Origin of the sequence: uncultured Jatrophihabitans sp., from assembly GCF_964246335.1 — a bacterium.
In the GTDB taxonomy this organism is placed as follows: Bacteria; Actinomycetota; Actinomycetes; order Mycobacteriales; family Jatrophihabitantaceae; genus Jatrophihabitans.
The window spans coordinates 8,739-21,305 of record NZ_CAXTQF010000008.1; the positions used below are offsets into that span (position 1 = coordinate 8,739).

Annotated in this window: 15 protein-coding genes and 1 riboswitch; of the genes, 5 read left to right on the plus strand and 10 right to left on the minus strand. The window is 71.0% G+C overall.

Annotated features, from left to right (window positions below; translation table 11 throughout):
* The first annotated feature begins 14 nt into the window (after positions 1 to 14).
* Together ACFFCN_RS03935 and ACFFCN_RS03940 are read left to right on the plus strand one after the other, a co-directional pair.
* On the plus strand, positions 15 to 176 hold the full coding sequence (locus ACFFCN_RS03935; protein WP_375489897.1) for a peptidoglycan-binding protein: 162 nt from the start codon (positions 15 to 17) through the stop codon (positions 174 to 176).
* Positions 177 to 283: 107 nt separating this feature from the next.
* Complete coding sequence (locus ACFFCN_RS03940) at positions 284 to 574, plus strand: hypothetical protein (protein WP_375489825.1); 291 nt, start codon at positions 284 to 286, stop codon at positions 572 to 574.
* A gap of 23 nt (positions 575 to 597) precedes the next feature.
* On the opposite strand, the gene ACFFCN_RS03945 is transcribed toward ACFFCN_RS03940, so the two are convergent.
* A complete protein-coding gene (locus ACFFCN_RS03945) occupies positions 598 to 1,077 on the minus strand; it encodes a universal stress protein (protein WP_375489826.1) in 480 nt (159 codons plus the stop codon).
* Positions 1,074 to 2,579, minus strand: coding sequence for an MFS transporter (locus ACFFCN_RS03950; RefSeq protein ID WP_375489827.1), 1,506 nt, complete (start codon positions 2,577 to 2,579; stop codon positions 1,074 to 1,076). Before ACFFCN_RS03950 ends, ACFFCN_RS03945 begins: the two co-directional genes overlap by 4 nt.
* A gap of 119 nt (positions 2,580 to 2,698) precedes the next feature.
* Between ACFFCN_RS03950 and ACFFCN_RS03955 the strand changes: the two genes are divergently transcribed.
* A complete protein-coding gene (locus ACFFCN_RS03955; RefSeq protein WP_375489828.1) occupies positions 2,699 to 3,568 on the plus strand; it encodes a phosphatase PAP2 family protein in 870 nt (289 codons plus the stop codon).
* Between the two features lie 26 nt (positions 3,569 to 3,594).
* On the opposite strand, the gene ACFFCN_RS03960 is transcribed toward ACFFCN_RS03955, so the two are convergent.
* Genes ACFFCN_RS03960 through ACFFCN_RS03975 form a run of 4 tightly spaced genes read right to left on the minus strand, consistent with a single transcriptional unit; the run spans position 3,595 to position 7,425 of the window.
* Entirely contained in the window at positions 3,595 to 4,653 is a 1,059-nt protein-coding gene (locus tag ACFFCN_RS03960) for a homocysteine S-methyltransferase family protein (RefSeq protein WP_375489829.1), read from the minus strand.
* Positions 4,650 to 5,888 (minus strand): NAD(P)/FAD-dependent oxidoreductase, encoded by a 1,239-nt coding sequence (locus ACFFCN_RS03965; protein ID WP_375489830.1) that lies wholly within the window; start codon positions 5,886 to 5,888, stop codon positions 4,650 to 4,652. Before ACFFCN_RS03965 ends, ACFFCN_RS03960 begins: the two co-directional genes overlap by 4 nt.
* Positions 5,885 to 6,505 carry a cysteine dioxygenase family protein gene (locus ACFFCN_RS03970; RefSeq protein ID WP_375489831.1) on the minus strand — a complete coding sequence of 207 codons (621 nt, stop codon included), beginning with the start codon at positions 6,503 to 6,505 and terminating at the stop codon, positions 5,885 to 5,887. The genes ACFFCN_RS03965 and ACFFCN_RS03970 overlap by 4 nt, the downstream gene beginning before the upstream one ends.
* A complete protein-coding gene (locus ACFFCN_RS03975) occupies positions 6,502 to 7,425 on the minus strand; it encodes an amidohydrolase family protein (protein ID WP_375489832.1) in 924 nt (307 codons plus the stop codon). The genes ACFFCN_RS03970 and ACFFCN_RS03975 overlap by 4 nt, the downstream gene beginning before the upstream one ends.
* 162 nt (positions 7,426 to 7,587) lie before the next feature.
* On the opposite strand from ACFFCN_RS03975, the gene ACFFCN_RS03980 reads away from it, so the two are divergent.
* A complete protein-coding gene (locus ACFFCN_RS03980; protein WP_375489833.1) occupies positions 7,588 to 8,553 on the plus strand; it encodes a LacI family DNA-binding transcriptional regulator in 966 nt (321 codons plus the stop codon).
* Complete coding sequence (locus ACFFCN_RS03985) at positions 8,550 to 9,833, plus strand: competence/damage-inducible protein A (protein WP_375489834.1); 1,284 nt, start codon at positions 8,550 to 8,552, stop codon at positions 9,831 to 9,833. The genes ACFFCN_RS03980 and ACFFCN_RS03985 overlap by 4 nt, the downstream gene beginning before the upstream one ends.
* Before the next feature lie 306 nt (positions 9,834 to 10,139).
* Here the strand turns inward: ACFFCN_RS03985 and ACFFCN_RS03990 are convergent, their stop codons facing one another.
* The 4 genes from ACFFCN_RS03990 to ACFFCN_RS04005 form a co-directional block, all read right to left on the minus strand.
* A complete protein-coding gene (locus ACFFCN_RS03990; protein ID WP_375489898.1) occupies positions 10,140 to 10,982 on the minus strand; it encodes a PIG-L family deacetylase in 843 nt (280 codons plus the stop codon).
* A gap of 28 nt (positions 10,983 to 11,010) precedes the next feature.
* Positions 11,011 to 11,382 carry a fluoride efflux transporter CrcB gene (gene crcB / locus ACFFCN_RS03995; protein WP_375489835.1) on the minus strand — a complete coding sequence of 124 codons (372 nt, stop codon included), beginning with the start codon at positions 11,380 to 11,382 and terminating at the stop codon, positions 11,011 to 11,013.
* Positions 11,379 to 11,939 (minus strand): fluoride efflux transporter FluC, encoded by a 561-nt coding sequence (locus ACFFCN_RS04000; protein ID WP_375489836.1) that lies wholly within the window; start codon positions 11,937 to 11,939, stop codon positions 11,379 to 11,381. Before ACFFCN_RS04000 ends, crcB begins: the two co-directional genes overlap by 4 nt.
* A gap of 16 nt (positions 11,940 to 11,955) precedes the next feature.
* A riboswitch (Fluoride riboswitch) is annotated at positions 11,956 to 12,035 on the minus strand.
* Between the two features lie 107 nt (positions 12,036 to 12,142).
* Positions 12,143 to 12,562 carry a hypothetical protein gene (locus tag ACFFCN_RS04005; protein ID WP_375489837.1) on the minus strand — a complete coding sequence of 140 codons (420 nt, stop codon included), beginning with the start codon at positions 12,560 to 12,562 and terminating at the stop codon, positions 12,143 to 12,145.
* Positions 12,563 to 12,567: the final 5 nt, after the last annotated feature.

The window sequence follows — 12,567 nt, forward strand, 5'->3', positions numbered from 1 at the left end:
CCTTCCAGAACGAGATGCACCACCGCGGGTACTTCCCGGCCGGCACCGGCCAGTACGGCTGGCAGACCTGGTACATGGTGACGCAGTTGCAGCGGCTCAACGGCCTCGTGCCGAACGGCCTCATCGGACCCAACACATGGCGGCTTGCGTGGACCGGGAAGTACCACGCCCGCTGATCCCCCGAATCCCCCCGATCCCCCGCGGAGGGGTTGCCGCCCCATCGTGCCGCGAACTACTCGCGGCGCGGTGGGGCGGTGACGTTCGACTTGGGTAGGCCGATCGGGTGAGCGAACCCACCGATCAGCAACTGCCGCCCGAGCCGCATGAAGGCATCGACGCCGCGGCCAACCCCGATGCCCGTGCCTACGAGGCGAACCAGTCGTCGCCGCTGGCCCGGGCGGCGGACGAAGGTCCGCCGCCCACCGACGCGCCGCGTGCCGGAGAGGCACCGGACGTGTCCGGCACCGGAGCGGGCGACCCCACCGCGGGCGTGCACATCAGCGAGGAGGACGCCGAGCATGCCGTCGGCGGGGACGAAGGACCCGAGCACGGCGGAGTGCGCCGCAACACCTGACAGCCCTGCCGTGTCCTGAGGCGTCAGGCCGTCCCCACCGCCCGCGGCATGGCGACGACCGGGCAGTTCGCGCGCAGCATCACCTGCGGCGCCACCAGCGTCGTCCGCACGTTGCTGACCCGCCCGGCGCGCGGCTCGCCGATGACGAGCAGCTGCGCGTCGCGCGCACTGGTCAACAACGCGGTGACGGCGGAGCCGCGCACCACCTCGCAGTGCACGCCGCCCGCGGCCGGTGGAGTCAACGAGTCCGCACCGAGCGCCTGCGCGACGAACTCGCGCAACGCCTGCTCGGCTTCGGCAGCAGCGTCCGTTCCGGCTTGCGTCAGACCAGCGGGCGGTCGGGTGCCGGCGACGGCGGGGGGCCGGGGTGGACGCCACGCCATCACCGCGCGCAATGGTGCGGCTCGCAGTCGCGCCTCCCCCGCCGCCCATCGCAATGCCTGTGGTGACCCGGTGGTCGGGCTGACGCCGACCACCACCCCTCCACTGGCGGGAGCGCTCACGACGCAGGCTCCGCCTGCGGGCTGACGCCACCTTCCGGTCTCTTGACCGCGGACAGCGGATCGGCGATGTCTTCGAGGGACTTGCCCTCGCTGTCGACGCCGATGAACCAGGCGACCAGACCACCGATGATCATGATGACCGCGCCGATCACATATCCCCACGTCAGCGGCCCGGTCTGGACGTGCTTGTTGTTCTGGCCGCCGATGAGGTGACCGAAGATCGTCGGCGCCAGGGACCCGCCGATGCCTTGCGAGATCGCGAAGAAGTATGAAATTGCTTGCCCGCGCAGCTCGAGCGGGAAGATCTCGCTGACGGTCAGGTAGGCCGACGACGCCCCCGCCGATGCAAAGAAGAAGACGATCGACCACATGAGCGTCTGCGTGGTGGCCGAGAGCACACCCGCGTTGAACAACGACGCCGACACCAGCAGCAGCACGCCCGAGACGCCGTAGGTGAAGAAGATCATCTTGCGCCGGCCGATCGAGTCGAAGAGCGGTCCGAGCAGCAGCGGACCGATCAGATTGCCGACGGCGAAGGGGAAGTAGTAGTAGGCGATGTGCCCGGCCGGCACCGAGTAGAACTTCTGCAGCACCAGCGCGTAGGTGAAGAAGATGGCGTTGAACAAGAAGGCCTGCGTGGCCATCATCGTGAAGCCGTAGACGGACCTTTTCGGATAGGTGCCGAAGAAGATCCGGGTCAGCTGGAAGAACCCGATGTGCGGTGGGTCCTTGACCTCCATCGCCTTCGACTCGTCGACCGGGGGCACCTGCGCACCCTCGGCCTCGATGCGCCGCTCAATCTCGTCGACGGTTGCCTCGGCCTCGTCGTTGCGGCCGTGCGTCATCAGCCAGCGCGGGCTCTCCGGGATCGACCGGCGCAGGAAGATGATGACGAGCCCCAGCACCGGCCCGATGAAGAAGCCGATGCGCCAGCCCCACTGGATCGGCACGTGGCTGGAGAACAGGTACAGGCCCACGCCGGACCCCAGCGCCGCACCGGCCCAATACGTGCCGTTGACGGCGATGTCCACACGGCCGCGGAACCTCGACGGGATCATCTCGTCGATCGCGGAGTTGATGGCGGTGTACTCGCCGCCGATGCCGGTGCCGGCAATGAACCGGCAGACCATCAGCGACCAGAAGTTCCAGGACAAGCCACCGATGCCGCTGCCGAGCAGGTAGATCGCCAGCGTGATGATGAACAGCTTCTTGCGGCCGAGGGTGTCGGTGAGCCGGCCGAAGAACAACGCGCCGACCACCTGGCCGATCAGGTACGAGGTGCCGAGCAGGCCCACCTGCTGCGTCGTCAGCGCCAGCGTCGCCTTGTCGGTGAGCGGTGCGCTGTTCAGGGCGACGATCTGCACCTCGAGGCCGTCGAGGATCCAGGAGACGCCGAGGCCCACCACGACGAGCCAGTGGAAGTGCGTCCACGGCAGCCGGTCCATTCGTGCCGGGACGAGGCTGCGCGCCGATTTCGGGGCGGTCTCGGCGACTGCGGTCATGCGCAGGTCTCCTTCGCGACTGCGGGTGTGGATCACTGACTTATGCCCCGTTTCATGTCCCGTGCATCAACGCGGACCGGCAACGGGCACTCGCACGGGGCAACCGGCAGAATGTCGGTGTGCAGACGGTGGCCCTGAGCTGGCAGCAGGCCGGCGGCCTCGCCGCGGGGTTGGGCGTCGTGGGCTGCGCGATGGCGCTTTCGCACGAACCGCACATGCGCAAGGTGGGCGCGTTCGCCCGCGAGACTGCCGTCATCGCCGCGCTCTACGGCATGTGGCAGCTGGCCGGTCAGCTTGCGGACGCCGGCAGCGCAGGTGGCTACCGGCGCGGCCACTGGGTGTACCGCTTCGAGCACGACTGGCTGCCGCTACCGTCCGAGGCCAGCGTGCAGCATGTGATCATCGGGCATTCGTGGGTCGTCGAGCCGGCGAACCTCTACTACGCCACGATGCACTTCTCGATGATGTTCGTGTTCTTGTTCTGGCTGTTCTGGCGGCACCGCGAGCACTACAAGCCGGTGCGGCAGGTGCTCGCCTGGACGACGCTCGCCTGCCTGCTCGTGCAGCTGATCCCGGTGGCCCCGCCGCGACTGACGACGGGTGACGGCATCGTCGACCTGGCCAAGGTGTACAACCAATCCGTCTACAACGGTTTCCCCGCCGACCAGCTGTCGGCGATGCCGTCGGTGCACGTCGCGTGGGCGGTGCTCGTCGGGTGGTACACGGTGCGCATCAGTCCGAGCAGGTGGCGCTGGATCGGCGCGGCGCACACCGTGATCACCGTCTTCGTCGTCGTGGCCACCGGCAATCACTGGTGGCTGGACGGCATCGTCGCGGTCGTCCTGTTGGTGGCCTGCGCGTGGCTGGTGGTCGGCATCCAGGCGCTGTTCCGCGCAGCCGTGCGTCGCTGGCGCGCCTGGCGCAGCGCCGGTGCTGACGCGCCGCCACCGGAAGACCTCCTGGACGCCGCGCCGGCCGCCTCGCGCTGAGCGGTGCCGGGCGACGGCGCGAGGTCTCAGGAGGCGGCGCTCGTCCAATCGCCCATGGTCGCGGCGCCAACGCCCTCCTGCGTACCGAGCACCGGGTGCAGCTCGATCGCGGGTGAGTAGCGGCTCGCCGGCGTGACGCGGCCGAGTGCCTCGGCCATCGCGCGCACGTAGTGCGGCGAACCGCCGCAGCAGATGCCGATGTAGCCCAGGCCGAGTGCGGCCGCGTCGCAAGCGAACTGCGCCATCTCGAATCTGGTGTGCGCCGCGCTTTCCAGCTGGATCGGGAACAGTCGCATGCCGTCGGCATCGGTCAGCGACTCGAACGCCGGGGTCCGCTCGTCCGTGCGGTACGGCACGGGTTGGGCGACGACCGGCACGTCCACCGCGTCCCGGATGCGTTCCAACAGCGGCAGCATGGTGGCCGGCCCGCGCGAGCAGTTCAGCCCCACTGCCGCGGCGCCCCGCTCGGCGAGCGTGCGGCAGGCACGCACGTAGTCGACCTCGTCGTAGGTGGTCTCCGGCTGCACGCTGGCGAGCGTCACCAGGGCGGGCAACCCGAGCTCGTGGCACACCTCGAGGCCGATCAACGCCTCGCCGAGGTAGTCGTTGGTCTCGCTGATGACGAAATCCACGCCTTCGTCCTTCGCCCAGCCCAGCTGCTCGCGGTACTGCTGCCGGACGGCAGCGCCCGAACCCACCGGATCGCGCGGGTCGTAGCACCACGTGTTGCAGATGTTGCCCGCCACCAGCGCGCCGCCCTCGGCCGCGACCTCGTTCGCGATGCGCACCGCCTGGCGATTCATGGCTTCCAGGTCGTCGCCGCGGCCGACGTCGCGCAGCTTCTCGCGGTGCGCGTAGTACGTCAGCGCGACCATCACGTCCGCGCCGGCACGCAGGAACTCGCGGTGCAGCTGGCGCAGGGCGTCCGGCGCATCGAGGATGACCTCGGGCACGTACGGACCGGCCTTGACGTAGCCGCGCCGTTCGAGCTCGAAGACGTAGCCCTCGGCGCCGAGTACGACGCCGTCGGCCATGCGCTGCTCGAACGTTCGTGGCGACGGGCGGGATGTCGGTGTTGCGGTCATGACGCGTCCTCCTCGGGTGCGGTGAACGAGGTTGCCGGGTGGGCGATGTCCGGCGACGGTGCCAGAACGCTGAAGCGGGCCGGATCGAAACGGCGCAGGTCGTAGACGCTGCCGTTCTGCAGCGCGAGCTCGTGCAGCACCCGGCCGATCCATGGCGCGAATTTGTAGCCGGTGCCCCGCCAGCCGACGCCGACGAACACGTCGGCGACGCCGGGCACTGCGCCGAGCACGAAGTCGTCGTCGGCGACGAGGTCGTAGTCGCACTGATCGACGTCGTGTACGTCCTCGTACGTGGCGTCGGCGAGGCCGGGCATGCACTGCGCGACGAAGTCGGCGATGTCGCGCACGCCGCTGCGGTCGCGCGGGATGTCCGGCGGGTTGTAGTAGCCCACCTTCACCTTGTCGATGACGCCGTCGACGATGGGGTGTACGTACACACCGGTGTCCAGGTAGGCGATCACCGGCATCGCGTCGGAGCCGAACTGCGCTCGGGCGTTCGCCGGCGGGACGAAGTACTTCGCCTCGCTGGGGCGATCGCGGGTGAGCGGCACCTGCAGATCGGCGCCCGGCACGAGCGCGAGCACGTCGTTCGTGCCGTGCCCGGCCGTGATCACCAGCTTGCGCGCGACCAACTCCCCCGCGCTGCTGTCGACGTGCAGCAGACCGTCGTCGCCGCGGCGGACGGCGTCGGGTTCCGCGTGCTCGTACACGTCGACCTTGCATTCGGCGAGCGCGCCGGTCAGCGCATCGGCCACCGCCCGCAGGTCGACCAGCCCCGCGGCAGGGTCGAGATGCGCGACGTCGGCATCGAGGTAGGGATATCGCCCGGTGATCTCGTCAGCGCGCAACGTCGTCAGTGGCATCCCGACGGCAGCGAGCATCTCTGCACTGCGTTCGGCGTAGGTGTCCGCGAGGTCGGCGGTGACCGAGGCCTTGGCGATGTTCATGCACCCGCAGCGCACGAGCGCGCGCACACCGGTGCGCTGCTCGAATCGCGTCCACAGCGTCACTGCCTCGTCGGCGAGCCGGACGTAGAGCGGGTCCAGGTAGTCCTTGCGGTAGGAGCGGGTGCGCCCGTAGGACGCGGTGGCCGGGTCACCGATCTCGCCGCGTTCGAGCACGGCGACCCGCGCGCCGCCGACCGCGGCGTAGTACGCCGTGAACAGGCCCATGACGCCGCCGCCCACGACGAGCAGGTCCAACGGCTCGTCGGCGTCGTCGCGCGCGGCAGTCATGCGCACGGGGCCGCGAGTTGAGTCGGGTCGGTCGCGGGCGGCTCCATGTCGTCGAGCGGGCGCAGCTCGTCGGCGTAGGACACCGAGGTGCGGCGCAGGACGCCGTCGGCGCTGAGCGCGTACTGACCCATGCGCCACAGCGGCGGAGAGTATGCGTGGATGCTCACGCTGCCTGCGTCGACTCCGGTGAGCCGGTGGATGTGGTCGGGCCCGAAGCCGAACACCTGGCCAGCGCCGACGACCGTGGACACGATCGGGCTGCCGACGGCCAGGTTGCGTTCGACGAGGCGGCCCTGCACGACGGCGACCGCGCCGGACGAGACGTCGTGGTCGTGCCAGCCGGTGTCGTTGCGCGGCGTCCAGCACAGCACCCACACGTCGACGTGCGCGTCGCGGTACAGGCAGACGTAGTGCCGCTCGTCGTCGTCGAACGCGACATGCTCGCGCCACAGCTGCGGGTCGGCCGCGATCGACGCCGCAAGGTGTTGCAGCTCGGCGTGGACGAGAGCACGGTGCGGCAGGTTCGCCGTGGCACTGCCGTCGGCCATCGCGTCGATCGGGTGCGCGGCGCGAGCGGGTACGCCGGGATCGCGTTCGGGCGCTGGCATGGCGGTCATGCTGGTCCTCCGTCCAGGAGTCGTCGGGGATTGCGGGCGCACACGGCCTGCCACGCAGCACCGCCGAACGAGTCCAAGTGGTCGGGGCCGTCGGCGAGCCGGTCGGCCGGTTCGGCGTACGGGCGATCGCTACCGAGCACGACGGCGTCGATGCCCAGGGCGCGGGTCAGCGCGTCGATCGCCTGCCGTCCGTGACTGGACGTGTCGACGAAGACGTCCGGGTCGACGACAAACCGGCCGCCGCCGCGGGCGGTGAAGCGTTCGTGCTGCAGCGGCGCGAGGCCGGCGCCGGCGACGAAGCACAGCCGAAGTTGTGGCGCCACGGCGCGCCCGGCGACGTGCCACGACCACCACGCCCGCTGCAGCTGGGCGGTGTAGTCGACGACGGCCGGCCACCACGGCGCGACGGTGCCCTCCGATCCGGCGGCCGCCGGGCCCGGATGCACGAGCACCGGCCGATCGGCCTGGGCGCAGACCTCCAGCACCGGGGCGAGACGCTCGACCGCGTCCGGCGTGGCGAAGGCGGCCGCCGGCAGCTGCAGGCCGACGAACCCGGCACTCAGCAGGTCCTTCAGCGCACGCAGGTCCGGGTCGGTGTCGGTGACCGACGCCCAGGCACCGAACGGCGCGGGCAGCTCCTGCGCGCCGTCGTGCCACGCCTGCAGCAGCGGCTGGGCCTCGAGCGGGTCCAGCGCCTCGATGCCGAGCGGCGCGGACAGCGACACCAGCACCGAGTCCGTGCCGTGCTCCAGCGCGGCCCGCGCGCCCGGGTCGTGGTCCGTCGCGGCGACGTCGAAGGGCGGTTCGGTGTCGGTGTGCAGCGTCCAGCCACGCAACATGGGCGCGCTGGTGCGGCGGCGCAGCTCCTCGACCAGCGCAGCCGGCCAGAGGTGTTGGTGCACGTCCATCCGGCCGCTCAACGTCTCCCCTTCCGGTCGTCTGGACCCTATCAGGTGAAGCGCTTCAATGTAACGCTTCACCAGCCCGTGCGTACCGCCTCGACAGTCACTCCTGGTTACGATCGTGCTGTGCGCGAGCGGGCGAAGCGAGTGACACTGCGCGACGTTGCACAAGAATCTGGATTGTCCACCGCCGCCGTTTCATACGCGTTGCGTGGGTTGCACGTGCCGGTCGAGACGCAGACCCGGGTGCGCGACGTCGCCGACCGGCTCGGCTACCAGGTGGACCCGATCGCCCGCGCGCTCGCGTCCGGCCGGACCGGCAACGTGGGCGTGCTGTGCGGCTCGTTGCAAGACATCTGGCAGCAGAGCGTCGCTGCAGCGCTCGGCCGGGAGTTGCTCGAGCACGACCGGCACGCGCTGATCGTCGATGCGTCGAACAGCCCCGAGCTCGAGATGCAGCTGGCGAACCAGCTCGTCGATCAGCGCGTCGACGCACTGATCGTGCTGTGGGTGGACCCGAACGCGAAGCACTGGCCGAAGATCGCCCGGCGCACCGTGCTGGTGTCGATCGGCGACGGCATCCCCGGCGCGGCCACTGCGGCCGAGATCGTCTTCGACAACGACGCGGGCGTCGGCGCGGCGCTGCGCCAGCTGGCCGACGCCGGGCACCGACGGGTCGCCGTGCTGACGCCCTCCGCCCGCAACACACCGGACCGGCCGGCCGAGGTTGCGATCAGCCGGGTGAGTGCTGATCTCGGCCTTCGGGTGTCGTTCCACATGTCGTCACATGAGCTCGATCGCGCCGCAGCGGTCGCCACCGAGGCGCTGGCCGACGACGACCGGCCGACTGCCTTCTTCTGTCTCGCCGACTCGATGGCCTACGGCGTCTACGCCGCCGCGAACGCGCTCGGGCTCGCCATCCCGGACGACGTCTCCGTACTCGGCTACGACGATCATCCGGTGTCCCGGCTGCTCAGCCCGCCGCTGTCGAACTTCCGCTGGCCGGTCGACTCCCTGGTGACCGACGCGGTGAGCCGGACCGTGCGCGCCATCGACGAGGACAAGCGCTCGCGCCGCACGCTCGTGACCCCGGTGGCACAACCGCGCGGGTCGGTCAGCGAGCCGCGCGTCGCCACCCGCCGATGAGCAGCCGCGCGGGCATCGTCGTCACCGGTACCGAGGTGCTGACCGGCCGCGTCACGGACCGCAACGGCCCGTGGCTGGCCGAGCAGCTACGCGTCGCCGGCATCGACGTCACGCAGGTGGTCGTCGTCGGCGACCGGCCGGACGACATGCACGACGCGTTGCGCTTCTTCCGCGACGCGCGGGTGGACCTGATCATCACCTCGGGCGGTCTGGGACCGACGGACGACGATCGCACCGCCGAGGTCGTCGGCGGGTTCCAGCGACGTCCGCTCGAACTCGACGCGTCCCTCGAACAGCGGATTACTGCGATCATCGGCCGCATCCGCGCGAACGGCGCCTGGCGGATGGACGACACGGCAGCGGCCGCCGGCACCCGCAAGCAGGCGCTCGTCCCGCGGGGGGCGGACGTTCTGGAGCCGGCCGGCACCGCACCCGGGCTCGTCGTGCCGGCGCCGGCCGGCCGACCGGGGCCACCGGTGCTCGTGCTCCCCGGCCCGCCGCGCGAGGTGCAGGCGATGTGGTCCGCGGCGCTGGACAACCCGACCGTGCGCACCGCGTTGGCCGGCGCGCAGGAGCTGCGGCAGCGCACGATCCTGCTGTGGGGCACCGCGGAGTCCGATCTCGCGGCGACCCTGCGCGAACACGAGCAGCTGCAGGTCGGACTGGAGATCACCACCTGCCTGCGCGACGGTGAACTGGAGATCGTCACGCGCTACGCCCCCGACGCGCAGGACACCTACGACGCACTGCACCGGGTGCTCGTCGACACCTACGCCGACACCGTCTACTCCCCCGATGGCGAGACGGTCGACGAGATCGTCGCCCGGCGCCTGCTCGAACGCCGACTGACCGTGGCGACGGCCGAATCGTGCACCGGCGGCCTGCTGTCCGGGCGGCTGACCGATCTCGCCGGCTCGTCGGCGTACGTCACCGGCGCGCTGACCGTCTACTCGAACGACGCCAAGCACCGGCTGGCCGGGGTGCCGACCGAGCTGATCGAACGCGTCGGCGCGGTCAGCGCGGAGGTGGCGCGCGCGCTCGCCGACGGCGCCCGCGAGCGCGTCGGCACGGATGTCGGCGTCGGCATCACCGGCATCGCCGGGCCCGGCGGCGGCACGCCGGACAAGCCGGTCGGCCTGGTCTACCTGTGCGCGTCGGACGGCGCGCAGGTGCTCGAGCGGCGCATCGTGTCGCCCGGCTCGCGCGCGGACGTGCGGCGCCGATCGGTGACCATCGCGATGCACATGCTGCGCGAGCTGCTCGCCCAACCCCCCCGGTGATCAACAGCAGGTTTTGGTCGCCCTGGCGACCAGAAGCGGCTGTTGATCACCGGGAGGAAAGTCGGGGACGGTTGCCGGTGTGAACGCCACCCGCACCCGTGGCGCCGTACCTGGTACCTCCCGAGCGCGGTCAGCCGGTCATCGACGCCGCGCCCGGGCGGTACCACGTGGGAGCCGGCGCTCCGCAGGTGTCGAGTAGCCCGTGCAGGACGGAGAGGCCACCACCACCTCTCGGTGATCAACAGCAGGTTCTGGTCGCCAGGGCGACCAGAACCTGCTGTTGATCACCGGGGTGAAGCGGGACGGTCAGCGCAGGCCGGCGAACAGGTCGTCCTCGGGCGTCGCCGCACCTGTGGTGTCGCGCACGCGCACATAGGTCTCGACGCCCATGAGATCCGCGAACCGTTCCTTGCCCAACCGCAGGAAGAAGATGTTCTCGCCCTGGCTGGCGTGTGCCTCGAGCGCGTCGTACTTCTGGCTCGCGAACTCACGGACGTCGAGCCAGGCCGAGACCTCGTCGTCCGGCAGGCCCATCTCGAAACCGGGTCCGCCGTCGCCGCCGTCGCCGCCGTCGCCGCCGTCGCCGCCGTCCTCACCGGGCTCGTCCCAGTCCTCACCGAACTCGCGCATGACCTCACCGAAACGCGCCAACTCCGAGCGTGGCACGGTCATCCAGTAGGCCTTGGCCGCACCGTCGTAGCGCTCCAGCGCCGCCATCGTGATGCGGTGCGCCTGGATGTGGTCGGGATGGCCGTAGAAGCCGTTCTCGTCGTAGGTGACGACGACGTCGGGACGGTAGCTGTCCATCAGTGCGGCGAGCTTCGCGGCGGCGTCGTCGACGGGCGTCGTCCAGAACGAATCCGGCGCGTCGTTGGTCGACCAGCCCATCATCCCGGAGTCGGCGTAACCGAGCAGCTCGAGATCGGTGACACCCAGCACGGCGCAGCTGCGCTCGAGCTCCGCGCGGCGCATCTCCACCACAGCCGCGGGGTCGTGACCCGGCTCGCCCGGCTTCACCCCACCCGGCCCGTCGCCGCAACGGCCGTCGGTACAGGTGACGAGCACCGTGCGCACGCCCTGCGCCGCGTACTTCGCCAGAGTGCCGCCGGTGCCGGTGGCCTCGTCGTCGGGGTGGGCGTGCACGACCATCAGCGTCGGTGCGGGTTCGACCATTCGCTCACTGTAGAGATCCGGTGAGCGCGAGCCCGATGCCTGCCGCGGCCGCGCTGCCGAGCGCCGACGCGGCCAGGTAGCTGAGTGACCGCGCGGCCGAGCCCTGCTGCAGCAGGCGCACCGTCTCGAAGCTGGCCGTGCTGAATGTCGTGTAGCCGCCGAGGAAGCCGGTGCCCAGCACGACACGCAACTGGTCCGGCGCGCCATGGAAGAGCACCAGGCCGGTCAGCACGCCGAGAACCAGGGAACCGCTCACGTTGATCAGCAGCGTGCCCCAGGGGTAATCGCCGCGCGTGCGCGGTCGCACGAACCCGTCGAACATGAAGCGCGCGACGGCACCGAGGCCACCGGCCAGGCACATCAACGTGACGATCACGCCGCCGCCTCGGCACGCTTGCGCACCAGATGGTGATGGGCGGTCGCGATCCAGATGCCGATGCCGGCGGCCAGGCATCCTGCCGTGCCGCTGACCGCGAGGTACCAGGCGGCGAGACCGGTGTCATCGCCGCGCACCAGCAGCGCGTTCTCCACGGCGAAGGTGCTGTACGTGGTCAGGCCGCCGCAGAACCCGGTACCGACGAGCAGTCGCGCGCGCCGCCGCCACCCCGTGTCGGCGCCGCGTCGCATCAGCCCCTCGAGCAGCACGCCCAGGACGAAGGCGCCCACGAGGTTGGCGACGAACGTGCCGGTCGGCCAGCCCCGCGCCGGTGTCGGCGCGAGCTGGGCGAGCCCGTACCGCGCGGCGGTGCCGATTGCACCACCGAGGAAGACGAGCGCGATGGCGTCCGGACGCAGGTGCAGCGGCAGCCCGACGTCTGGGTTGAGCGGCAGCTCGGGATGCGCATCGGACCTGTCGGCGCCGACGGCATCCGGGTCGGCGGGGTCGTCGTCCTCGACGCTGTCGAGGAATGGATCGTCGCCGGTTGGCGGCATGCGTCAGCTCCTCCCTGGTACGGAAGGAACCATCAGCCCGGACGGGCGGTTCAGGGGTCGTGACGCCCCACGGCGGGATCCATCGCCGTCGGTAAAGGTAGCAACCCGCTACGCCCGGCGCAGCGGTCAGCCGGGCACGGGTGGCGTCGGCGCGGCCGCGTGCCGCGCCGGCCCGGTAGCGCTCGGCCGAGCCGCGGCGAAGCTCAAGGCGGCAGCGAAGGCGTCCTCGAGCACGGCGCCGCACAGATCACCATGTCGCTGCGCTGTTGCCGCTGCTGGCTCGCGTCGTCGGTCACCGGCCGTGGTGACACCGGGTCTCCGGTCGCCGCTCGCTGCCCGAAGCGCCGGCCGACCAACGCGCCCACCCCGGACGCCGTCGCCAACCGAGCGCCGAGCGGCGCCCACGTCGCGCGACTCGGCGACTGCGGCAGCTTGTCGCCCACCAGCTCGCCGAGGGCCATCGTGCTCGTGACGCCCTTGGCCCACGGTTTGGCCAGCGTCGCGTCCGGCTGGCCGTCGGCGTCGGCAGGTGTGGCCAACGTCAACGCGGCGAGGCCGAGGAACGACCGGCTGCCGGTCGCGGCGCCGACGGCCACGGCGCGCAGCAGGCTGTCGGGGTTCACCGGAA

Excerpts from the sequence above, each read along its gene's own strand:
- ACFFCN_RS03965 (WP_375489830.1), bottom strand. The coding sequence starts at position 5,888 with ATGACTGCCGCGCGCGACGACGCCGACGAGCCGTTGGACCTGCTCGTC.
- ACFFCN_RS03985 (WP_375489834.1), top strand. The coding sequence starts at position 8,550 with ATGAGCAGCCGCGCGGGCATCGTCGTCACCGGTACCGAGGTGCTGACC.
- ACFFCN_RS03935 (WP_375489897.1), top strand. The coding sequence starts at position 15 with ATGCACCACCGCGGGTACTTCCCGGCCGGCACCGGCCAGTACGGCTGG.
- ACFFCN_RS04000 (WP_375489836.1), bottom strand. The coding sequence starts at position 11,939 with ATGCCGCCAACCGGCGACGATCCATTCCTCGACAGCGTCGAGGACGAC.
- ACFFCN_RS03960 (WP_375489829.1), bottom strand. The coding sequence starts at position 4,653 with ATGACCGCAACACCGACATCCCGCCCGTCGCCACGAACGTTCGAGCAG.
- ACFFCN_RS03970 (WP_375489831.1), bottom strand. The coding sequence starts at position 6,505 with ATGACCGCCATGCCAGCGCCCGAACGCGATCCCGGCGTACCCGCTCGC.
- ACFFCN_RS03950 (WP_375489827.1), bottom strand. The coding sequence starts at position 2,579 with ATGACCGCAGTCGCCGAGACCGCCCCGAAATCGGCGCGCAGCCTCGTC.
- ACFFCN_RS03990 (WP_375489898.1), bottom strand. The coding sequence starts at position 10,982 with ATGGTCGTGCACGCCCACCCCGACGACGAGGCCACCGGCACCGGCGGC.